This is a genomic window from Streptomyces sp. NPDC031426 (assembly GCF_055581585.1).
On the sequence record NZ_JBVIJE010000001.1, the window covers coordinates 358,510 to 380,499 of the forward strand.

18 protein-coding genes are annotated in these 21,990 nt (G+C 70.7%); 9 read left to right on the forward strand and 9 right to left on the reverse strand.

From position 1 onward, the window contains the following. The first annotated feature begins 20 nt into the window (after positions 1 to 20). The 7 genes from ACZ5NH_RS01805 (at position 21) to ACZ5NH_RS01835 (ending at position 9,811) form a co-directional block, all read left to right on the forward strand. On the forward strand, positions 21 to 1,076 hold the full coding sequence (locus tag ACZ5NH_RS01805) for a Gfo/Idh/MocA family protein (protein WP_468772410.1): 1,056 nt from the start codon (positions 21 to 23) through the stop codon (positions 1,074 to 1,076). A 31-nt stretch (positions 1,077 to 1,107) separates the two neighbouring features. Continuing rightward, on the forward strand, positions 1,108 to 2,082 hold the full coding sequence (locus ACZ5NH_RS01810; RefSeq protein WP_468772412.1) for an SDR family NAD(P)-dependent oxidoreductase: 975 nt from the start codon (positions 1,108 to 1,110) through the stop codon (positions 2,080 to 2,082). After that, positions 2,079 to 3,218 carry a DegT/DnrJ/EryC1/StrS family aminotransferase gene (locus ACZ5NH_RS01815; RefSeq protein WP_468772414.1) on the forward strand — a complete coding sequence of 380 codons (1,140 nt, stop codon included), beginning with the start codon at positions 2,079 to 2,081 and terminating at the stop codon, positions 3,216 to 3,218. Before ACZ5NH_RS01810 ends, ACZ5NH_RS01815 begins: the two co-directional genes overlap by 4 nt. Next, positions 3,215 to 3,904, forward strand: a complete 690-nt coding sequence (locus ACZ5NH_RS01820) for an acetyltransferase (protein WP_468772416.1) — start codon at positions 3,215 to 3,217, stop codon at positions 3,902 to 3,904. The genes ACZ5NH_RS01815 and ACZ5NH_RS01820 overlap by 4 nt, the downstream gene beginning before the upstream one ends. Further along, positions 3,901 to 5,019: a DegT/DnrJ/EryC1/StrS family aminotransferase gene (locus ACZ5NH_RS01825; protein WP_468772418.1), complete on the forward strand. Its 1,119-nt coding sequence runs from the start codon at positions 3,901 to 3,903 to the stop codon at positions 5,017 to 5,019. The genes ACZ5NH_RS01820 and ACZ5NH_RS01825 overlap by 4 nt, the downstream gene beginning before the upstream one ends. Before the next feature lie 71 nt (positions 5,020 to 5,090). Beyond that, complete coding sequence (locus ACZ5NH_RS01830) at positions 5,091 to 8,693, forward strand: DUF4082 domain-containing protein (protein WP_468772420.1); 3,603 nt, start codon at positions 5,091 to 5,093, stop codon at positions 8,691 to 8,693. Between the two features lie 71 nt (positions 8,694 to 8,764). Continuing rightward, a complete protein-coding gene (locus tag ACZ5NH_RS01835) occupies positions 8,765 to 9,811 on the forward strand; it encodes a glycosyltransferase family 2 protein (RefSeq protein ID WP_468772421.1) in 1,047 nt (348 codons plus the stop codon). Between the two features lie 17 nt (positions 9,812 to 9,828). On the opposite strand, the gene ACZ5NH_RS01840 is transcribed toward ACZ5NH_RS01835, so the two are convergent. Next, a complete protein-coding gene (locus ACZ5NH_RS01840) occupies positions 9,829 to 10,485 on the reverse strand; it encodes a hypothetical protein (RefSeq protein ID WP_468772423.1) in 657 nt (218 codons plus the stop codon). 71 nt (positions 10,486 to 10,556) lie between these two features. Here ACZ5NH_RS01840 and ACZ5NH_RS01845 point away from each other — a divergent pair, with 71 nt between their 5' ends. Together ACZ5NH_RS01845 and ACZ5NH_RS01850 are read left to right on the forward strand one after the other, a co-directional pair. After that, the gene (locus tag ACZ5NH_RS01845) at positions 10,557 to 12,572 is read left to right on the forward strand and encodes an O-antigen ligase family protein (RefSeq protein WP_468772424.1); all 2,016 of its coding nucleotides are present in this window, start codon (positions 10,557 to 10,559) and stop codon (positions 12,570 to 12,572) included. Continuing rightward, a complete protein-coding gene (locus tag ACZ5NH_RS01850; RefSeq protein ID WP_468772426.1) occupies positions 12,569 to 13,468 on the forward strand; it encodes a glycosyltransferase family 2 protein in 900 nt (299 codons plus the stop codon). Before ACZ5NH_RS01845 ends, ACZ5NH_RS01850 begins: the two co-directional genes overlap by 4 nt. Positions 13,469 to 13,486: 18 nt before the next feature. Here ACZ5NH_RS01850 and ACZ5NH_RS01855 read toward each other — a convergent pair whose 3' ends face one another. Genes ACZ5NH_RS01855 through ACZ5NH_RS01890 form a run of 8 tightly spaced genes read right to left on the reverse strand, consistent with a single transcriptional unit; the run spans position 13,487 to position 21,889 of the window. Further along, entirely contained in the window at positions 13,487 to 14,278 is a 792-nt protein-coding gene (locus ACZ5NH_RS01855; protein WP_468772428.1) for a glycosyltransferase family 2 protein, read from the reverse strand. A gap of 11 nt (positions 14,279 to 14,289) precedes the next feature. Continuing rightward, the gene (locus tag ACZ5NH_RS01860) at positions 14,290 to 15,237 is read right to left on the reverse strand and encodes a hypothetical protein (RefSeq protein WP_468772429.1); all 948 of its coding nucleotides are present in this window, start codon (positions 15,235 to 15,237) and stop codon (positions 14,290 to 14,292) included. Next, positions 15,234 to 16,730: an oligosaccharide flippase family protein gene (locus ACZ5NH_RS01865; RefSeq protein WP_468772430.1), complete on the reverse strand. Its 1,497-nt coding sequence runs from the start codon at positions 16,728 to 16,730 to the stop codon at positions 15,234 to 15,236. Before ACZ5NH_RS01865 ends, ACZ5NH_RS01860 begins: the two co-directional genes overlap by 4 nt. Beyond that, positions 16,693 to 17,520 (reverse strand): Wzz/FepE/Etk N-terminal domain-containing protein, encoded by an 828-nt coding sequence (locus ACZ5NH_RS01870; protein ID WP_468772431.1) that lies wholly within the window; start codon positions 17,518 to 17,520, stop codon positions 16,693 to 16,695. Before ACZ5NH_RS01870 ends, ACZ5NH_RS01865 begins: the two co-directional genes overlap by 38 nt. A 51-nt stretch (positions 17,521 to 17,571) precedes the next feature. Beyond that, positions 17,572 to 18,687: a non-hydrolyzing UDP-N-acetylglucosamine 2-epimerase gene (gene wecB, locus ACZ5NH_RS01875; RefSeq protein WP_468772433.1), complete on the reverse strand. Its 1,116-nt coding sequence runs from the start codon at positions 18,685 to 18,687 to the stop codon at positions 17,572 to 17,574. A gap of 3 nt (positions 18,688 to 18,690) precedes the next feature. Next, positions 18,691 to 19,950 (reverse strand): nucleotide sugar dehydrogenase, encoded by a 1,260-nt coding sequence (locus ACZ5NH_RS01880; protein ID WP_468772434.1) that lies wholly within the window; start codon positions 19,948 to 19,950, stop codon positions 18,691 to 18,693. Further along, positions 19,950 to 20,720: a WecB/TagA/CpsF family glycosyltransferase gene (locus tag ACZ5NH_RS01885; RefSeq protein WP_468772435.1), complete on the reverse strand. Its 771-nt coding sequence runs from the start codon at positions 20,718 to 20,720 to the stop codon at positions 19,950 to 19,952. The genes ACZ5NH_RS01880 and ACZ5NH_RS01885 overlap by 1 nt, the downstream gene beginning before the upstream one ends. Then, complete coding sequence (locus ACZ5NH_RS01890) at positions 20,717 to 21,889, reverse strand: hypothetical protein (RefSeq protein WP_468772437.1); 1,173 nt, start codon at positions 21,887 to 21,889, stop codon at positions 20,717 to 20,719. The genes ACZ5NH_RS01885 and ACZ5NH_RS01890 overlap by 4 nt, the downstream gene beginning before the upstream one ends. Positions 21,890 to 21,990 lie beyond the last annotated feature (101 nt).

A 21,990-nucleotide genomic window follows, 5' to 3' on the forward strand; every position in this document is an offset into this window, starting at 1 on the left:
ACCAAGGGGAGAGGAACCAAGTGACGCAGACCACGCAGCCGTTGGGGGTCGCGGTCGTCGGGGCCGGCTACTGGGGCCCCAACCTCGTCCGCAACTTCCAGGCCAGCGAGCGGTTCCGGCTGCGCTGGCTGTGCGACCTCGACGTGGACCGGGCCCGACGGGTCCTCGGCGGCTACTCGACGGTCGAGGCCACCGCGGACTACGCGGCCGTCCTCGCCGACCCCTCCGTGGACGCCGTCGCCGTGGCCACGCCCGCCGGCACCCACCTCGACATCGCCCTGGCCGCCCTGCGCGCCGGCAAGCACGTCCTCGTGGAGAAGCCGCTCGCGGCGACCTACGCCGACGGGATGCGCCTGGTGACCGAGGCGGAAGAGCGCGGGCTCACCCTGATGTGCGACCACACCTACTGCTACACGCCGGCCGTGGGCCGCATCCGGGAGCTGGTCCGCTCCGGCGAACTCGGCGAGATCCACTTCGTCGACTCGGTCCGGATCAACCTCGGGCTCGTCCAGAAGGACATCGACGTCCTGTGGGACCTCGCCCCCCACGACCTGTCGATCCTGGACTTCATCCTCCCCGACAACGTGGAGCCGGTCGCCGTCGCGGCCCACGGAGCCGACCCGATCGGTGCCGGACAGGCCTGCGTGGCCTATCTGACGCTCACGCTCAGCACCGGAGCCATCGCCCACGTGCACGTCAACTGGCTGTCCCCGACGAAGGTGCGGACCACCATGGTGGGCGGCGCCAAACGCACCCTGGTCTGGGACGACCTCAACCCCCTGCAGCGGGTGGCCATCTACGACCGGGGCGTGGACCTGGCCTCCCCCCAGGAGATCGGCGACGACGAGCGCCGGGACATGCTCGTCTCGTACCGCTCCGGAGACATGGTCGCGCCCGCCATCGGGGAGAAGGAGGCGCTGCGCGGCATGGTCGACGAGTTCGGCGACGCGATCAGGAACGGGCGGCCTCCGCTGACCGACGGCCGGGCGGGCCTGCGCGTGCTGGACATTCTCGAGGCCGCGTCCCGGAGCCTCGAATTCAAGGGCGCGGTCGTCGGCCTGCGCGCCGGGCGTTGAGCAGATCGAACACACTGAGAGGGCACGGCAGTTGAGCAGCGTACGAGGCAAGAAGATCCTGGTCACCGGGGGAGCGGGCACCATCGGCTCCAACCTCGTCGACCTCCTGGCCGAGGGCGGCGCCCGCGAGATCGTGGTGTTGGACAACTTCGTGCGTGGGCGGCGGGCCAACCTCGCCCAGGCCCTGCCCAGCGGCGTCGTGGAGATCGTCGAGGGCGACGTCCGTGATGCCGCCGCGGTACGGAAGGTCACCGAAGGCGCCGACCTGGTGTTCCACCTCGCCGCGATCCGCATCACCCAGTGCGCGGAGGAACCCCGGCTCGCCAACGAGGTCCTGGTCGACGGCACCTTCAACGTCCTGGAGGCGGCGGCCGAGACCGGGGTCGCCAAGGTGGTCGCCTCCTCCTCGGCGTCCGTCTACGGCATGGCCGAGACCTTCCCGACGACCGAGCGCCACCACCCGTACAACAACGACACCTTCTACGGCGCGGCGAAGGCCTTCAACGAGGGCATGCTGCGCAGCTTCCACGCCATGTACGGCCTGGACTACGTGGCGCTGCGCTACTTCAACGTCTACGGCCCCCGGATGGACATCCACGGCCTCTACACCGAGGTGCTCATCCGCTGGATGGAGCGCATCGAGGCGGGCGAGCCGCCGCTGATCCTCGGCGACGGCACGCAGACCATGGACTTCGTCGACGTCCGCGACATCGCCCGGGCCAATGTGCTGGCCGCCGAGTCGGATCTCACCGATGAGGTGTTCAACATCGCCAGCGGCACGGAGACTTCGCTGAAGGAGCTCGCCGAGGGCCTGCTGGAGGCGATGGGGGCGACCGGGCTGGAGCCGGTGCACGGGCCCGCCCGCAGCGTCAACTCGGTGGTACGGCGGCTCGCGGACACCTCACAGGCCGCCGAGCGGCTCGGGTTCACGGCGCGGATCGACCTGCGCACCGGGCTGCGGGACCTGGTCGAGTGGTGGCGCGCGGAGCGGGAGGCGGCCAAGTGAGCACCGACCGCATCCCGGTGATGATCCCCTGGCTCGGCGAGGAGGAGGCCCGGGCCGCCTCCGAGGCGGTGCTGTCCGGGTGGGTCGCCCAGGGCCCCCGGGTCGCCGCCTTCGAGCAGGCCTTCGCCGAGCGGGTGGGCGCCGAGCACGGCGTCGCCGTCAGCTCCTGCACCACCGCCCTGCACCTGTCGCTGGTCGCGCTCGGCCTCGGCCCCGCCGACGAGGTCGTGGTGCCCTCGCTGTCGTTCATCGCCACCGCCAACGCCGTACGGTACGTCGGCGCCGAGCCGGTGTTCGCCGATGTCGACCTCGCCACCGGCAACCTGACCGTGGCCACCGTGGACGCGGTCCGCACCGCCCGCACCAGGGCCGTCCTCGCCGTCCACCAGGGCGGCGCACCCGCCGATGTGCACGCCTTGCGCGCCGCCTGCGCCGACTGGGACCTGCCCCTGGTCGAGGACGCGGCCTGCGCCATCGGCTCGTCCGTCGGGGGCAAGCCCGTCGGGCACGGTGCGCTGATCGCCGCTTGGTCCTTCCACCCCCGCAAGCTCGTCACCACCGGCGAGGGCGGCATGATCACCACCGACGACGCCGAGTGGGCGGCCCGCCTGCGCCGGCTGCGCGAGCACGGGATGAGCGCCTCGGCGGCCGAGCGCCATGCGAGCAACAAGCCGGTCCTGGAGAGCTACTTGGAGGTCGGCTACAACTACCGGATGACGGACGTCCAGGCCGCGATCGGCCTGGTCCAGCTCGGCAGACTCGAGGCGATGATCGCCCGCCGCCGCGAACTGGCGGCCCGCTACGACACGCTGCTGCACGACGTCCCCGGCCTCACCCCCGTACGCGACCCCGCCCACGGGCAGAGCAACTTCCAGTCCTACTGGGTGCTGCTGGACGAGGACTTCCCCGTCGGCCGGGACGACCTGCTCGCCGCGCTCGCCGCGGCCGGTATCTCCGCCCGGCGCGGGATCATGGCCGCCCACCTCGAACCCGCCTACGCGGACCACCCCCGCGCGCCCCTCCCGGTCACCGAGCGGATCACCCACGACTCGCTGATCCTGCCGCTGTTCCACACGATGACCGAGGCCCAGCAGGACCGCGTCGTGGCAGCGCTGCACGAACAGGCGCGAAGATGAGCGGGCTGCTGATCGTCGGCGCGGGCGGCTTCGCCCGGGAGACCGCGCAGGCTGTACGGGACACGGGCGAGTTCGAGCTGCTCGGGCACCTGGACGACAACCCCGCCCTGCACGGCACCGAGGTGGACGGCGTGTCCGTCCTCGGCGGCTGCGACCTGGTCCACGTCCTGCCCGAGGCCCGGGTGGTGATCTGCGTGGGCAATCCCAGGGACTACGCGGCCCGCGCCCGGCTGGTCCGCAGGCTCGGCCTGCCCGCGGACCGCTACGCCACCGTGATCCACCCGACGGCGGTGGTGTCGGCGACCTCCGGGATCGGTCCCGGCTCGGTGCTGCTCGCACACTGCGTCCTGACCGCAGCCGTGCGGGTGGGCGCACATGTCGCGGTGATGCCGCAGGTCGTCCTCACCCACGACGACGTGGTCGAGGACTTCGCCACGCTCGCCTCCGGCGTCCGCATGGGCGGGGGCGCACGGCTGGAGCGGGGTGCCTATGTGGGCTCCGGGGCGTTGGTCAGGGAGGGTACGACGGTCGGCGCCTGGTCGCTGATCGGGATGGGGAGCAGCGTGCTCGGCGACATTCCGCCGGGCGAGGTCTGGGTGGGGAGCCCGGCCCGGCGGCTGCGCGGGGCGGAAGCGCCTGCGCTCGACGAACTTGCGACGCGAACAGTGGGGGGACCGCTGACATGAACCGGATTCCGCTCGTGGACCTCAAGGCGGCCCACGAGGAAGTCGCCGACGAGGTACGGGCCGGGTTCGAACGGATCCTGGCCGGCACCGCGTTCATCGGAGGAGACGAGGTCCGCCAGTTCGAATGTGAATACGCGGACTTCGGGGATGTGGCGCACTGCGTGGGCGTCGCCAACGGCACCGACGCCGTCGAACTCGCCCTCCGCGCCAGCGGGGTGGGGCCCGGCGACGAGGTAGTGATACCCGCCAACACCTTCATCGCCACCGCGGGCGCGGTGGCCAGAACCGGCGCCCGACCGGTCCTCGCCGACTGCCTGCCCGACACCTACCTGCTCGACCCCCAGGCCGCACTGGACGCGATCGGCCCGGCCACCCGCGCGGTCGTACCCGTGCACCTCTACGGGCAGATGGCCGATGTGACGGCGCTGTCCGGCCGACTGCCCGACCGGATACGGGTGGTCGAGGACGCCGCCCAGTGCCAGGGCGCCACCCGCGACGGCCACACGCCCGGCAGCGGCGGGATCGCGGCCACCAGCTTCTACCCGGGCAAGAACCTCGGCGCGTACGGCGACGCGGGCGCGGTGCTGACCGACGACGAGGAACTCGCAGGCCAGGTACGCGCGATCGCCAACCACGGCGGCGTCGCCAAGTACCGCCACGACGTGCCAGGGTTCAACAGCCGTCTGGACGGACTCCAGGCCGTCGTCCTGCGCGCCAAGCTGGCCCGGCTGGCGGACGGCAACGCGGCTCGGCGCGCGGCCGCGGCCCGCTACCACGCGCTGCTCGCCGACCTGGCGGCCGCCGGCCGGGTCGTACTGCCGACGACGGCGGCCGGCAACGTCCACGTATGGCACCTGTACGTCGTCCAGGTCACCGGCGCGGACCGCGACGCCGTCGTCGGCAAGCTCAACGCGGAGGGCATCGGCGCGGGGGTGCACTACCCCGCCCCGGTCCACCTCACGCCGGCCTACCGCCATCTCGGCCACTCCCGCGGCGACTTCCCGAACGCCGAGAGCGCGGCGGACCGGATCCTGTCACTGCCGCTCTACCCGCAGATCACCCCCGACCAGCAGCAGCGCGTCGTGGACACGCTCACCGACGCGCTCGGAAGCTGATCGACCCCCGGTTTTCCCGCTCCGCCCCGGCCGCACGGGCCGGTCCTGCACAGCACCGCTGAGAGGTACACATGAACAGATGGAGCAGACGGCTCCGGGGCGGCCGCCTCGCCGTCGTAGCAGCACTGATATGGGCGGTGCTCCCGCAGGCCGCGACCGCCCAGGCGGCAGCCGACCCGTGCGGAGCGGGCTCGAACCCGATCGTCTGCGAGAACTCCAAGCCGGGCAGCCCCAAAACCGACTGGTTCTCGCCCAACGCGTACGGCGACATCCAGGGCTTCTCCACCAAGGAGAGCGTCCAGGCCGGCGACACCGTCCAGTTCAAGGTCCAGTCGAAAGTGCCCTACCACATCGAGATCTACCGGCTGGGCTGGTACGGCGGCGACGGCGCGCGCGAGATGTCCACCGCGGCCCAGGCGGCCGTGACCTATCCGGCCAACTACGCCATCAAACCGGCGAGTTGTACCACCAAGAGCAGCACCGGTTTGGTCGACTGCGGCAACTGGCCGGTGACCGCGAGCTGGACAGTGCCCAGCGACGCCGTGTCCGGCCTGTACATCGCGAACCTGACGCAGACGGACGGCAACGGCCTGATGCCGTACCCGTTCGTCGTCCGCAAGGACTCCAGCGCCTCAGGCGTCGTCGTGCAGACCAGCGACCAGACCTGGCAGGCCTACAACCACTACGGCGGCCAGGACCTCTACGGCGGCACCGGGCCCGCGCCCGACGGCCGGGCCTACGAGGTCAGCTACAACCGGCCGCTGGACATCGGCGGCGACAACGGCATCTACGGCTCCGAGTACATGATGCTGTCCTGGCTGGAGCGCAACGGCTACGACGTCAGCTATCTGTCCGGCGTGGACGTGTCGTCGACCAGCGGTGCCACCCTGCTGAAGCAGCACAAGGTGTACATGTCCTCCGGCCACGACGAGTACTGGACACAGAGCCAGTACTCCAACGTCCTGGCGGCCCGGAAGGCCGGCGTCCGGGAGGCCTTCTTCAGCGGCAACGAGGTCTTCTGGAAGACCCGGCTCGCGCCGAGCATCGACGGCACGAACACGGCGGACCGGACCCTGGTCTGCTACAAGATGACCAAGATGGCGCAGAACAACGGCATCGCCGACCCCAGCGGCATCTGGACCGGCACCTGGATGGACCCGACCAGCACCCACTACGGGCAGGACTACCAGCCGCCGAACATCCTCACCGGCTCCATGTTCCAGGTGAACGGCTACCGCAGCGACGCCATCACGGTCCCCGGCTCGTACGGCAGGAACCGGATCTGGCGCAACACCTCCATCGCGAGCCTCCCCGCCGGCCAGACCGCCACCTTCCCGACGGGCACCCTCGGCTACGAGTGGGACAGCGACATCGACAACAGCACCAGACCCGCCGGAGCCATCGATGTGTCGTCCACGACGGTGGACGTCAACGACGGCAAGCTCCGCATGGACTGGGGCAATGTCTACGGCAACGGCACGGCGACCCACAAGCTCGTCGAGTTCCGTGACCAGGACTCCGGGGCCCTGGTGTTCGGGTCGGGGACCGTGCAGTGGTCGTGGGGCCTGACCGACGTCCCGACGTACAACCCCGCCGACACGGTGGTCACCGAGGACGCCCGTATGCAGCAGGCGACGGTGAACATCCTCGCCGACATGGGCGTCCAGCCGCTGACCCTGCAGAGCAACCTCGTCGCGGCCGGGGCCTCCACCGACACCACCGGCCCGGCGGCCACCGTGTCGAGCCCCGCCTCCGGTGTCACCGTCCCGGCGCTGAAGCCGGTCACCATCGCCGGTACCGCCACCGACTCCGGCGGGGGCGTGGTGGCCCGCGTGGAGGTGTCCACGGACGGCGGAACGACCTGGCAGGCCGCCAAGGGCCTCGCGTCCTGGAGCTACAGCTGGACCCCGACGACCCCGGGTCCGGCGTCCATCAAGGTCCGTGCCGTCGACGACAGCGTCAATATCGGCGCCGTGACCACCATCCCCGTGACCGTCGGCCCCCAGGCCTGTCCGTGCAGCGTGTTCGCGGCCTCGGCCGTGCCCGGCACCGTCAACGCGGGCGACGGCAGCTCGGTCGAGCTCGGCGTCAAGTTCCGCACCACGGTCGCCGGTTCCATCACCGCCGTCCGCTTCTACAAGTCACCCGCCAACACCGGAACCCACACCGGCAGCCTGTGGAGCGCCTCCGGCACCCGTCTGGCCACCGGCACCTTCACCAATGAGACGGCCTCCGGCTGGCAGCAGCTGAACTTCGCCACCCCGGTGACCGTCAAGGCCAACACCACGTATGTCGCCTCGTACTTCGCCCCCAACGGCGGATACTCCTACGACGGCGGCTACTTCTCCGGCAGCGACGCGGGCCTCGCCCCGCTCACGGCACTGAAGTCCGGCACCGACGGCGGCAACGGTGTCTACCACTACGGCTCCACCAGCGCCTTCCCGTCCTCTCAGTCCTCCGGCAGCAACTACTGGGTCGACGTGGTGCTGGACACCTCGACGGCCAGCACGACCCCGCCCACCGTCACCTCCACCTCCCCGACCTCCGGGGCCACCGACGCGTCGATCACAGCACCGGTGTCGGCCACGTTCAGCTCGGCCGTCGACCCCGACAGCGTGACCTTCACCGTGAAGGACCCGAACGGCAACACCGTGCCGGGGGCCGTCACCTTCCCCGCTTCGAACAAGGCGACCTTTACTCCGTCGACGGAGCTGGAGCTGCACACCGCGTACACCGCGTCCGTCCAGGCCTCCGACGTGTGGGGCAATGCCATGGCGGACCCGGTGACCTGGTCCTTCACCACCAGCTCCACGCCACCCGCGGTCACCTGCCCCTGCACGCTGTGGGGTTTCTCCGCCACGCCGGCCACGACCGACATGACCGGTGACGCCAACTCCGTCGAGCTCGGCACCCGGTTCACCTCCTCGACGGACGGCTGGGTCACCGGTGTCACCTTCTACAAGGGCACCGGCAACACGGGCACGCACACCGGCAGCCTGTGGTCCGACACCGGGACGCTGCTCGCCACCGGCACCTTCACCAACGAGACGGCCTCCGGCTGGCAGACGCTGACCTTCGCCACCCCGGTCGCCATCACCGCCGGCACCCCGTACGTCGTCTCCTACCACGCCCCGAACGGCAACTACGCGGTGGACGGCGGCTACTTCACGGCAGCCCACCTGTCGTATCCGCTGACCGCCACCGCCGACACCACCGCGCACCACAACGGGCTCTACCGGTACGGCGCCGACGCGGCCTTCCCCAACAGCTCCTACGGATCCGCGAACTACTGGGTCGGCCCGGTCTTCACCGCCGACAACCCCAGCGCCGCCCTGACGACGGCCACCGCCTCGGAGGTGACCGCGTCCTCGGTGGCGCACACCGCCGACGCGGCGAGCGCCCTCGTCATGTCGGTGCCGGACAAGGCCGCCGTGTCGTCCGTGCAGGCGACCGTGACCATCCTGCGCGGTTCCAAGGACGCCAAGAAGCTCCACGTCACGGCCGTCGCCTTCTACGACCGGGCCACCCACAAGGTATCCGTCCACCTGTCCGTCCCGCTGCCGGACGGCACCCGGTTCACCGTCACGGTCACGGCCCGGGACAGACACGGCCACCCGGTGAAGTCCCACAGCTGGACCCTGACCAGCGAGACCGTCCGCAAGAAGAAGAACTGACCGACCCGAACGCACCGGTGGCGGTCTCCGCCCGACGCGGAGGCCGCCACCGGGGATTGGCTTGCCCACCGATGAGCACCGTCAGTGTTGTCATCCCCTGCTACAAGTACGGCCATTTCCTCGCCGACTGCGTCAGCAGTGTCCTGGACGAGCAGAACGGCGTCGACGTCCGGGTGCTCATCATCGACGACGCCTCGCCCGACGACTCGGCGGAGATCGCGCAGAAACTGGCCGCCGCGGATCCGCGTATCGAGGTCAGCGTCCACGAAACCAACAAGGGACACATCGCCACCTACAACGAGGGCCTTCTGGAATGGGCCGACGGGGACTACGTCGCCCTCCTCTCCGCCGACGACCGACTGGTGCCGGGCGCGCTGGTCCGGGCCGCCGCACTCCTGGACGCCCGTCCCGAGGCGGGGTTCGCCTACGGGCGTCCCCTGCGCTTCCAGCACGGCGGCCCGCTGCCACGGGCCCGTACGCAGAGCACCGGCTCGGTCGTCTATCCCGGGCAGTGGTGGCTGGAGCGGCGCTTCCGCGAGGGCACGGGCTGCATCACTTCGCCGGAGGTCGTCGTCCGCACCAGGCTCCAGCGGAAGGTCGGCGGCTACGACCCCGTCCTTCCGCACGCCGGCGACATCGAGATGTGGATGCGGCTCGCCGCACACGCCGACGTCGGCTACATACGCGGGGCCGACCAGGCCTTCTACCGCGTCCACGGCAAGAACATGTCCACCACGGACTTCGGTGGTCAGCTCGACGACCTGCGCCAGCGTCTCGTGGCCTTCGACTCGGTGCTCGCCAAATGCGCCGACCGGCTGCCCCACGCCGACCGCCTGGCCGATCAGGTGCACACCCGGCTCGCCCGCTGCGCGCTGCGCCGCGCGTACCGTGCCTACGACCGGGGACGCACGGGGGTCGTACCGGTCGATGAGTGCGTGGCCTTCGCCGAGGAGTGTCTGCCGGGATACGCGGCGCTGCCGGAGTACCGCGCGCTGCGGCTCAGGCGCCGGATCGGTCCGAAGGCGATGCCGTATCTGCAGCCGCTGGTGTGGTCGGCCGTGGCCGAGCGCGGCCGGGAGTGGCTGTGGTGGGAGTCGTGGAAGCGCCGCGGAATCTGATGAGCGACCGTTACGGCTCAGTTGGCCACGGGAACGGGACCGGCCTGCCGGGCAGGCACGACCTGACGGCGCCTCATCACATAGCGGTCGAGCCACAATGCGCCGAGGATCCCGCCGGCGAGGCCCAGCAGGGCCGTGCCGGCCAGGCCGCGGCTCTTGGTGCCCTGCACCTCGGCGGCGCTCGGGGAGGTCAGTACGGAGGCGGTGATCCGTGCCCCGGAGGGAACTCCCTGAGCCGTCTGCATCTCCTCGACGTGCTGGGTGTAGACGTCGATGATGCGGCGCACCGCCGTGACGGCCGCGTCGGGGTCGGACGCCTGCGACTGCACCTGCAGGGAAGGGATCAGATAGCGCGGTGTCGCGCTGGTGCCGCTGTTGCGGGGCACGAGGTGGTAGGTCCCGTGGACCCCCGCCGCGCTCAACTCCCTCACCCCGCCGGGGGATTGCAGCTGCTGGACGACCGCGTAGGAGACCACGGCGAGCGGCGGCTGCAGATTGGTGAGCTGGTTGGGCTGGTTCTGCGTCACCGGCGGCTTGAGGACCACCACCGCGGAGCCGACGTACTGGGGGGCCGGGCGCGCCACGTGGTACGCACCGGCGGCCGTCAGCAGCAGCGCGACCACCACGACGTACCAGCGACGGAGCAGCGCATCGGCGACGTTCCCGGGCGACATACGAGTTCCTTCCGTCACCCCCGATACTGGCAGGACGCGCGGCCGGATGCCACCGAATGGGGGGTTGGTTCGTGAGCCTTGGTGAGATATGGGCCATTCTGCGCAGGCGTTGGTACTTCATGGTGCCCTTCACCCTGCTCAGCCTGCTCGGCGGCGCGTATCTGTACGTGACCGTGCCCGTCTCCTATCAGTCGCAGAGCTCGGTCGCGCTGCTGGACTCCTCGGCCGTCGCCCGGCTGGCCCCCACCTTCGGCAACCCCATTTCCAATGCGGGCGGTTCGCTCATCGTCACGGCCGATGTGCTGATCAGAACCCTTGAATCGGCCGACGCCGCCAAGGAGTTGCACAGCCGTGGCGTCACGGATCCCTACACGGCCGGCTTCGCGCCGGAGAGCGAGAGCCCGCTCCTCTCGCTCAGCGTCACCGGCACCGACCGGGCGAAGGTGCTCAAGGAGACCAACACCCTGACGGCCTTCGCCGGCGAACAACTCAAGGCTCTGCAGGCCGCCGCCAAGGTCCCGCCCACCTACTTCGTCCAGACGGCGCCGGTCGTCCTGCCGCAGACCCCGGTGTCGAAGTCAAAGAGTCGCTACCAGGACATCGCGGCGGTCGTCATCCTGGGCGTCGTCAGCGCGTTCCTGCTGTCGATCCTGCTGGAGGGCGTCGCGGTGGTCCGCCGCAGGCGGCGCGCCGGGAACGGCCCCGCCCCGCGACCACAGGACGCCCGAACCACCGAGCGAGGAGTGCTCGGCCGACGGGTCGACGCCACGGCGATCCTCACCGTCTACCTGGTGCTGGCCTTCTTCATCCCGTCGAACCTGGCCCTGCCCGCGCTCGGCGGCGTCGGCACCCCGGCCAACGTCTTCGCCCTGCTGGGACTGTTGTGGTACCTCGCGACCTGGCTCGGCGGCCGTATCCTTCCGGCGCCGGGCACCAGGACTCCCCGGGTCGCGCTGTGCGTGCTCGGGCTGGCGGTCCTGACGGCCTACGTCGCGGACGCGATGCGCGAGAGCTCGCACGAGGAGGTCCTGGGGGCCGACCGAGGGCTCATCGGATTCCTTGTGTGGGTGTCGATCGTCGTTCTGACCTCGGCGGCCGTACAGAAGCGCGAGCGGCTGGACGTCCTGATGCGCCGGATGGTCGTCATGGGCTCCGTCGTCGCCGCGATCGGGTTCTACGACTTCTTCGCCGCTACCAACATCGCCGACTCCATTCACATCCCCGGCCTCCAGACCAGCGTGGCCCAGGTGAGCGTCATGGACCGCGGCGCCTTCACCCGGCCCCGGGCCACCACGGCCCAGCCGCTGGAGTTCGCCGGCATGCTGGCGATCCTCCTGCCCTTCGCGATCCAGCAGGCCCTGGATCCGGTACGACGCCACCGCCACGCGCTGCGCCGCTGGGGTCCGGTGCTGCTGATGGCCGGAGCGCTGCCCCTGTCCGTGTCGCGGACCTCGATCATCGGCCTGCTGCTGGTGGCGCTGGTGATGGTGCCGCGCTGGAAACCGGCCCGCCGCTGGGCCGCGATCGGCGTGATGACGGCCTCCGTGGCCGTCTTCAAGGTTCTCGTGCCGGGGCTGATCGGCACCATCACGGGTCTGTTCGCCTCGTTCCTGTCCAACTCCGACAGCAGCACCCAGGCCCGTACGGTCAAGTACAGCGCGATCATGCCGTATCTGAAGGAACACCCCTGGTTCGGGAGGGGCTTCGGCACCTTCACTCCCGACCTGTACTTCTTCACCGACAACCAGTACATGCTGGGCCTGGCCGAGATGGGCGTGCTCGGGCTCGTCGCCCTGCTCGTCCTGTTCATCACCGGAATCCATCACGGCGGTGCCATCCGGCGCCTGGCCCGGACCGAGTCCGACCGCGAGCTGGGCCAGGCGTTCTTCGCCTCGTCACTGGTCGCCCTGGTCATCAGCGCCACGTTCGACTCGCTCAGCTTCCCCATGTTCGCCGGAATGTTCTTCCTGATCCTGGGAGCGGGGGGCAGCTGTCTGGGCTTTGTACGGCGCGAGGCTGCCGCTGCGGCACAGGGCCCCGTCGAGACCCCAGAAGTCCAGCTCCCCCAACTCGTGGAGTCCCGATGAGAACCGTCGCCGTCATCGTCGTCACCTGGAACAGCGCCTCGGTGCTCCCCGGGTTCCTCGCCGCGCTCGGCGAGGGCATGGCCGGCCTCGACTGGCGGCTGGTCGTCGCCGACAACGACTCGGCCGACGACACCGTCGAGGTTCTCCAGGCCCTGGCCCCCGACGCCACCGTCGTCCAGACCGGCCGCAACGCCGGGTACGCCGCCGGGATCAACGCGGCGCTGGATGCTGCCGGTGACTACCGGGTCGCCCTCATCTGCAACCCCGACATCCGTATGCGGCAGGGCTGTGCCGAACGGCTCGTCGAGAGCCTCGGCGACGGAGTGGGCATCGCCGTGCCCCTGCTGTACGAAGAGGGCCGGGACACGCCCCACTACTCGCTGCGCCGCGAGTCGAGCGTGCTGAGGGCCCTCGGCGAGGCCGTCATCGGCAACCGCCGGGCCGGGCGATTCCCGCGCCTCAGCGAACTCGTCACGGACCCCGCCGCGTATCGACGGCCCACGCGCGCCGACTGGGCGACCGGCGCGCTCATGGCCGTCTCGGCCGACTGCCTGGCCGCTTGTGGCCCGTGGGACGAGTCCTTTTTCCTCTATTCGGAGGAGACCGAGTACTGCCTGCGGGCACGCGACCTGGGATATGTCACGCAACTGGAGCCGAAGGCCGAGGCCGTGCATCTGGGGGGCGACTCCCAGGTCTCGCCTCGGCTGTGGACCCTGCTCACGCTCAACCGGGTGCGGCTGTACGGGCGGCGGCACGGAGCCGTCGCGACCGCGTGCTTCAGAGGTGCCGTGTTCCTGCGCGAGACATCGCGGGCTCTTCTCGGCCGGAAGGCCAGCCGCGCCGCGGCGACCGCACTGCTGAGGCCGGGCGCGCTGCAGGTCATGCCGGGCCCCTGAGGCCCGGTCGACGGACGTTCAGCCGGACCAAGTCGTATAGAAACTCCCCGGGTTCACCAGATACCGCACGGTGGCGTACGGCACATGGCGCACGCGGTGGCGGCGGCTGTACCGGTGCACGAGCTCCCAGTCCTCACGCGGGAGCACGTCCGGGGTACGCCGCAGACGGCTGAAGTGCAGGGCCCGGTTGCGTCGGGCGACGAACGCGTTGGTGTCCAGAAAGGATTCCCGGGCGGCGCGCCGGCGGTCGAACGGCACGGAGAGGATGTCCCGCTCGGTCCCGTCCGGGAGGACACGGCGCAGCGCCGTGTAGACGCCGTCCGGACCGCCGGGGGACTCCAGGACCGCCAGGGCACGTTGCAGATGGTCGGGTTCCCACAGGTTGTCGTCGTCCAGGAACGCCACATACCGCGAGCGGGTGAGGCGGATGCCGACATTGCGCACGAAGCCGGCCACGCCGGTGTTGCGCGCCAGCGAAACGGCGAATAGCCGGGGATCGTCGGGCAGTTCGCAAAGACCGGCACCGTCGTCCACGACGATCACGACCTGATCGCGAACGGTCTGGGCCAGGGCCGACCGGACCGCCGCCCGCAGCTCGTCCGGGCGTCGGTGGGTAGCGATGACCGTCGCGACGAGGGCGGCGGGCAGGGAATCGGTGGCAGCAGCGAGGCGGCGGGTCTCCGCGGTCTCGAAGCGGCGCAGCCGCAGTGCGGAGGGGAGGAGCAGGACCTTGTTGCGAAGCTCGAAGAGGACGAGCCAGCCGAAGGTGCGCTTGAGGACCTCCCAGGGGGCGCGGATGATGCGTCGCATGATCCTCCTTCTCAGCCGGCCGGCTCGGGGCTGACCGGGGTGCCGTCGGAGAAGCGGTTGTCGCGCCAGACGTTGCCGGGACCGCCGGCGTTCCAGGCGGTGACGGCCCCGTAGACGCCGCTGTTGCGGTGGTACCGGGTCGAGAAGACGTTGTTCGTGACCCGGATCCCGGTGGCGCCCGCGCCACCCCCGTAGAGGGCGTACGCGCCGCCGGCCAGCAGATTGCCGTCGACGACGGTGTTGGACACATGGCCGGTGTCGGCGAACAGGCCCAGGGCGGCGGACGCTCCCCGGTCGACAGCGACGGGGTTGAGCAGTGTGTTGTGGCGGATGACCAGCCGGCCCTTGGTGCCGCCGCCGCTGATCACCGCATCGGTGTGCTGCCACTCGCCGCCGTTGTTGCGGAACGGGACGAGGTCGTGGACGTAGTTGTCGTGGAGGTAACCCTGGCCCATGGAGAGGGCGTTGCCGAAGACGGCGATGTCGCACCAGCCGACCTCGACGGAGCTGGTGCCCATGTTGGAGACGGCGTAGTCCACTCCGCCGTTGTCGGGGCCTTTGCCGGGGACGGCGGTGATGGTGGTGTGCAGAATCCTCAGGCCGCGGTGGCCGGGGCGCAGGTTGACCCCCCACCAGTTGGCGGAGGTGATCCTGCTGTCGACGATGGTCACGTCGTCGGCGTAGATGTCGAGCGAGCCGGTGATGTCCCACCCTTTGATGACGGTCCCGTCGGTCTTGACGCTCATGTTCCCCGTGGAGTGCGGTGCCAGGGGGAGGCGGGGACCGGTGGTGCGGGCGTCCGGGAAACCGGCTTCGCCCGGCGCCGCGGTGCTGGCCCGGGCCGTGCCGGGGGAGTGGCTCCGGGCCGGCGGTGCGGAGTCGGTGCCCGAGGCGCCCGGAGAACAGCCGGCGGACAGCAGGAGGGCCAGGCCGGCGAGCAGACGGCGGAGTCTCGTCATACGGTCTCCGGCGTCCGGGAGCCCAGCAGGAAACGGCGTCCGGGCAGCACGCACACCACGTAGCAGGCCAGCGCGGCTGTGCCGATGCCGAACAGGGCGGGGGTGCCGTCGCCGAGAAGGCGCTTCGCCGCGACGACGACCAGGGTCATCACGGCTCCTCCGAAGAAGGGCCAGGCGCAGGCCCCGGCGACGGGGGCGAGGCCGATCCCGGCCCGGCCGAGGGCGTACAGGAAGGCGGGGACGACGAGTCCGGCGGCGACCAGCACATGGCCCTGGGAGACGCCGACGATGCCGCCCAGGCGCGCGCCGACGACGAGGACGGGGATGAGGGCGACGACCCAGAGAGCCTGGGTGAGGATCAGCAAGCGGCGCTGCCCGGTGGCGACGAGGCAGTCGTAGGCGAGTTCACAGCCGATGCGGATCAGGCCCAGGGCCATCAGCCAGGGCAGCGCATCGGCGGCGGGCACCCACTTGCCGCCGTACACCAGGCGGACGACCGGGGCGGCGAGGCCGCCGAGCAGGACACACAGGGGCACGGTGCCGGTGACCAGCACCGCCAGGGCGCGGCTGAAGCCCTGGGCGAGGGCCTGCGGGGAGGCGGCGAGACGGGAGAAGCCGGCGAAGGAGACACGGCGGGCGGCCTCGGAGATGACGCGCACCGGCCAGCCCGACATGTTGAACGCCAGGACGTAGAAGCCGAGGGAGACTCCGCCGAGGGTGGAGCCGACGACCATGGTGTCCACGTTGACGACGGCGAGGGCGAGGAGGCTCGCCCCGGCCAACGGAAGACCGAACCTCAGCAGTGCCCGGGCCTGTTGGGGATCCCAGCCGAACCGCAGAGTGCCGGGGGCCGCCAGGGCGCAGCCGGCGAGGGCGGCGATGTTGCCCGCGACCGCGCCCCAGGCGAAGCTCATCGCGCCCCGTCCGGCGAAGGCCAGCACGAGCGTCACGGCGGTGCTGAGGACGAAGTTGAGCGCGTCGATGAGCATCCGCCTGCCCTGGGCGAACTCCCGGGTCAAGAAGCCGGCCGGGACCTGGGCCACCCCGTCGATCACCAGGCACAGGCACATGACCCGCAGTACGCCCGAGGCGTCGGGTGAGTCGAGCAGCCGGGCCACCGTCGGCGCCGAGACGAAGAGGGCGGCGTACAGCAGGCCGCTGGACGCGGTGGCCAGGGTCAGTACCGTCGGCGCGAAGCGGCGGGGGTCGCCGTCCCAGCGGACGATGGCCAGGCTGACGCCCAGTTCGTTCGCGGAGAGCAGGACCAGGAGCACGGTCTGGGCGATGCCGTAGACGCCCCACTGGGCCGGTCCGAGGGCGAAGCGCGCCAGCAGGATGCCGGTGGCGAAATTGCCGAGGCGCATCACCACGGTGTTGATCAGGCTCCAGCGGGCCGCCGAACGGACCTTCCGGGCGAGGGAGTTGGGAGCGGGGGTGGTGTGGGTGTCGCTCGGCTCAGCGGTCTCGCTGTCCGGTGTGCGAACGCTGTCCATGAGTCGATTCCTCGTCGAGCGGCTCGGCGGTGGGCACCACGGCCACGACGGGCCGCCCGGCCCTCGGCTCCGCGGCGGACCTGTTCTCGGTGGACCGCGACCAACTGGGCGTCTGCCGGAGGGCGATGGTCTGTTCCGCGACCGGTTCCCCGGCCGTCGGCTGCGCGGGCTCCTTTGGCCGGGCGGACCTCTGCGGCCGACGGCGCGCCTCCACGTAGAAGACGGCGACCAGGCTCAGCACCAGACCCAGGCACCCGCCCATGACCAGGTACTCGAGCCGGGTCTTGGTCTGCGCCACCGGGTCCTGCGGGGGGACGAGGGTCGTCATACGGATCATGGCCTTCGGGGCGACCGACTGCTGTTGCTGGAACTGGTCCAGCCGCTGCTTGGCATAGGCCGTGAGGATCTTGTCCGAGGCCAGGACGGCGGTCTTGTCGGTGCCGGTGACGGTGAGCCACATCAGCGGCCCCTGCGCGTTGTCGGCGAGCTTGGCCTCGAACGTTCCTGTGGCGCCACGGGACTTCAGCTCCCGGACCGAGCCGTCGGAGTTGAGGTTGCGGGTCAGGCCGTCGGCCATGCCGGTGAGCGAGGTCTGGGTGCTGAGGAAGGGGTTGCCGTCGTAGGCCATCGTGGCCTTCTGGGAGTTCAGGAGAACCACCGTGCTCTGCGACTGGTAGGTGACGGGAACCAGCAGGGCCACGGCGACCGTCAGGCCGGCGGTCAGCAGCAGTCCGGGCAGCAGGACGTACCAGCGCCTGCGCATGACACGGAATATCTCAGCCAGATCCATGGTGGTCCCCCCTCGCGACCAGATGTTCGACGAGCATATGTCGCAAGCGGATCATATGGGGAACGTTTGGTCGGTGGGCCTCGGCCGTGTGCTCGCCGTGCCTCCTTCCAAGAGCACATCGGCGATGCGGTCGCTCGCGCGGCCGTCCCACAGTTCGGGCCGGCGCGGCGCGGGCGGATCGTCCAGCACCCGGTCCACGATGGCCACGATGCGTGCCGGATCCCGGCCGGCCAGCACATTGGTGCCCTGCTCGACGGTGACGGGCCGCTCGGTGTTGTCCCGCAGGGTCACGCACGGCACGCCCAGCGCGGTGGTCTCCTCCTGCACGCCGCCCGAGTCGGTCAGCACGAGCCGGGCCGCGTCCTGCAGGGCGATGAAGTCCAGGTATCCGGCGGGCGGCACGAGCCGCACGCCTCCTGGGACGCCGACGTCGGCCAGCCGCTGCGCAGCGCGGGGATGCACGGGCAGCAGCAGCGGGCAGCGGCCGGCGATCTCGCCCAGGGCCTTCAGAAGGGCGGCGAGGACCTCGGGGTCGTCCACATTGGCGGGTCGGTGCAGGGTGACCAGGCCGTACTCGCCCCTGGCCAGGCCGTACCGGCCCAGGACATCCGAGGCCCTGGCCCGCTCCAGGTTGGCCAGCAGCGTGTCGATCATGACGTTGCCGACGAGGTGGATCTGGTCGTCCCGGTACCCCTCCGCGTGCAGGTTGTCGCCGGCGTCGGGCGAAGGCGCCAGCAGATAGTCGCTGAGGCGGTCGGTGACGACACGGTTCACCTCCTCCGGCATGCTCCAGTCGCGACTGCGCAGCCCGGCCTCGACGTGGGCCAGCAGCGGCCCGGCCTTGGCCGTGACGAGGGCGCAGGCCAGCGTGGAGTTGATGTCGCCGACCACGACGACGATGTCCGGGGACACCTCGCCGAGCAGCGGCTCGAACGCGGTCATCACGCGTCCGGTCTGCTCGGCGTGGGTGCCGGACCCGACCCCGAGGAAACGGTCGGGCGGCCGGATGCCGAGGTCGGCGAAGAACACGTCGTTCATGGCCGGGTCGTAGTGCTGCCCGGTGTGGACGAGGACCACCTCGGCGCCCCGGCGCTCCAAGGCGTCCATCACCGGTTTGATCTTCATGTAGTTGGGGCGCGCCCCGGCGACGCAGACGATGCGCTGCATGGTTCAGAGCACCTCGATCGAGGGTCCGGACGGCAGCCGTCGACGGCAGTCGAGGACGAAGGGGGCGTGCTCGGCGACGAGTTCGTAGTCGAAGCTGTCATGGTCGGCGAGCAGCACCACCACATCGGCGGCCGCCAGCTCCTCCGGTGTCAGGTCGACCCGCACCAGCCGGGTGTCCACCGGCAGGCTCTCGACGACATGCGGGTCCGCCGCCTTGACCTGGGCCCCCATGTCGAGCAGCAGTTGGGATATGCGCAGGGCGGGCGACTCGCGGGCGTCGCCGGTGTTCTTCTTGTACGCCAGACCCAGCAGCAGGATGCGCGAGCCGTTCACGGAACGGCGTCTTTCGTTGAACAGGTCGCTGATGCGGCGCGCCACGTACTCGGGCATGTGGTTGTTGATGTCGTTGGCCAGTTCCACGAAGCGGAAGCTCTGGCCGAGTTCGCGCTGCACCCGCCAGGACAGGTACGAGGGGTCGATCGGCAGGCAGTGGCCGCCGACGCCCGGTCCGGGGGTGAACCTCATGAAGCCGAAGGGCTTGCTGGAGGCGGCGTCGATGGCCTGCCAGACGTCGATGTCCAGATTTTGGGCGAACATCGCGATCTCGTTGACCAGCGCGATGTTCACATGGCGGAAGGTGTTCTCCAGCAGCTTGGCGAGTTCGGCCTCCTTGGGCGAGCGCACCGGCACGGTGGTGTCGACGAGGCCTGCGTAGAAGTCCTGAACGGCCTTGAGCGACGCCGCGTCGACGCCGGAGACGACTTTCGGGGTCTCCTTGAAACCCCAGACGGTGTTGCCCGGGTCGATCCGCTCGGGGCTGTAGCCGAGGTGGAAGTCGCGTCCGGCGGTGAGGCCCGAGCCGTCCTCCAGGATCGGGGCGAACAGCTCCTGGGTGGTGCCGGGATAGGTGGTCGACTCCAGGACGACGGTGGCTCCGGGGCGCAGATAGCGGGCGAGGGTGACCGCGGACTCCTTGATGTAGCGCAGGTCGGGAGTGCCCTCGTGCAGCGGGGTCGGGACGGTCACCACGGCGACGTCGAAACCGCCGCAGTCGCGGGCCGATTCGCTCGGACGGTAGGTGCCGTTGTCCAGCGCCGCGCGGATCCGCTCGGAGGAGACGTCCTCGACGAAGGACTCACCGGCGGACAGGCTCTTGACCCGCCGGGAGTCGACGTCGTAGCCGATCACCTCGTGTCCGACCTCGGCGGCGCGGATGGCCAGTGGCAGGCCGACGTATCCCTGTCCAACCACGACGACGCGCATCAGTGACTCCTGTTCGCGGGAGCGGTCGACGGGTTGAGCCGGATGAACTCTCGCGCCGTCATGAGGAGGAAGGCAGCATTGGTGGTGAGGTAGCGTCGGCCCAGGCGGCGCGGCTCCTGCAGGGCGCGGTAGAGCCACTCCAGGCCCCACCGCTGCCAGGACTCGGGGGCCCGCTTGGTGACCCCGGCCAGGATGTCGAAGGAGCCGCCGACTCCGTGGACGACTCGGGCGCCGGTGCGGGCGCCGTAGGCGGCGGTGAACACCTCCTTCTTGGGCGAGGTCATGCCGAGGAACAGCATCTGGGCGCCGCTTCGGGCGATCTCCTTCGCTATGGCCTCCTGCTGGGAATCGTCGAAGTAGCCGTTCCGGCTGCCGGCCACCGTCAGGCGGGGGAAGCGGTCGGCCACCCGGTGCAGCATCCGCTCCAGCACGTCCTTCCTGGCGCCGAGGAAGTACACCGACATGCCGGCCGCTTCCGCCTCCGCCAGCAAGCGCAGGAAGAGGTCGATACCGGCCACCCGTTCCGGCAGCGGGGCGCGTAACACCCGGCCGGCCCAGACCACGGCCTGTCCGTCGGCGAGGACGAGATCGCAGCCGGCCACGGCCCGGGCGAGCCGCGGATCGCGCCGCATGTTCACCAGCTTCGCGGCGTTGACCACCCCGATCTCCAACTGTCTGCCGTCCTGGACCGCTTCGAGGCAGCGCTGTACGGTCTGGTCCATGGTCAGCGGGTCCAGCTCGACACCGAAGAGGGACTGACGCCCGCTCATATGCGGCCCCCCTGCCAGGCGTAGAGCGTCCAGCCGAACTCGTACGGCCGGCATTCGCGGTCGACGGAGAGGGGCCGGTAAATCCGGTCCAGGGCCTTCAGCCGGAGGTCGGGAGCGACCCGGCTGCCGAGTCCCCGGGCGGCGCGTACGGCCTTCTTCGGGTCGCCCCGGTAGACCTTGCGCCAGGTGACGCCCAGTTCGTCGAGGATCAACGGCTCGCGGTGCTCCGGGCGTTCGGCGAGTTCGGGCACGTCCGTCATCCAGCGCAGGCCCTTGCGGACCGACGCGCCGAAGTCGGTGCCGCCGGCGTCGGCGAGGTCGAACAGCGCGGTCGGCGCCATCGCGTGCTGGTGGACGCTGTAGACCGGGTAGCCCTCCACGACACCGCCGGTGCGCGCGTCGTAGTGCCACCACCACTGACCGCCCGCGCCCTGCAACTCGCAGATGCGGGCCGCGCACGCCTCGGCCGCGGCCAGCGCCTCCGGATCGCCGCCGCCTTCGCCCGAGGCGTGGGCGCGGGCCAGGGCCTGGAGCGGGTACGTCTGGTCGGCGAAGCAGCTCACGTGCGCCCGGTACCAGGGCACCAGTCCGGGCCCTGTGGCGTGCGGGAACAGCGGGCTGTTCCCGATCCGGGCCCGCAGCAGGCGGTCGCGGGCCGCGGTGAGACGGCTCTCCACGTCGACCGTGCCGCGAGCCGCCGCGAGGGCGGACAGCACCCATGCGGCCTCGACGGTGTACTGCGGCCGGCCCTCCTCGTCCAGGGCTTCGACCCGTGCGAGGGCGTTGGAGAGTTTGGGGTGTGCGGTCTCGGCGGCGGCCCAGGCGATGAGCGCCGCGTCGCCGAGGTTGGTTACCCCGGGCAGAGACTCGACCAGCAGACCCGTGAACTCCTGGGCAGTGCGCCCGCCGAGCACCGCGCACTGGCGGTCCTCGGGCAGGAACCGGGCCCCCAGCGCGGTGATGGCCGCGTACCGGGTACTGGTCCCACGCCGCTCCAGGGTCCAGGAACCATCGGGCGCCTCCCGCCCCGCCATGGTGAAGGCGAAGGCCTCACCGCCGGGAAGCAGCATCGACGGAAGTCCCGACTCGGCGACTGCCAGCAGTCGCCGGCCGAGCGCGAGCAGCGGCGGCTCTTCATGACCGAGCGCCGCCAGACGTGTGTTGGTCATCTTCTGGACACACCAACCCCCCTGTGGGTCCTCTTTTTGCGCAGGCTTGTGAGCGCCGCGTCGCGGACGGCCACGCGGCGGACAGCAGACGTCGGAACGTC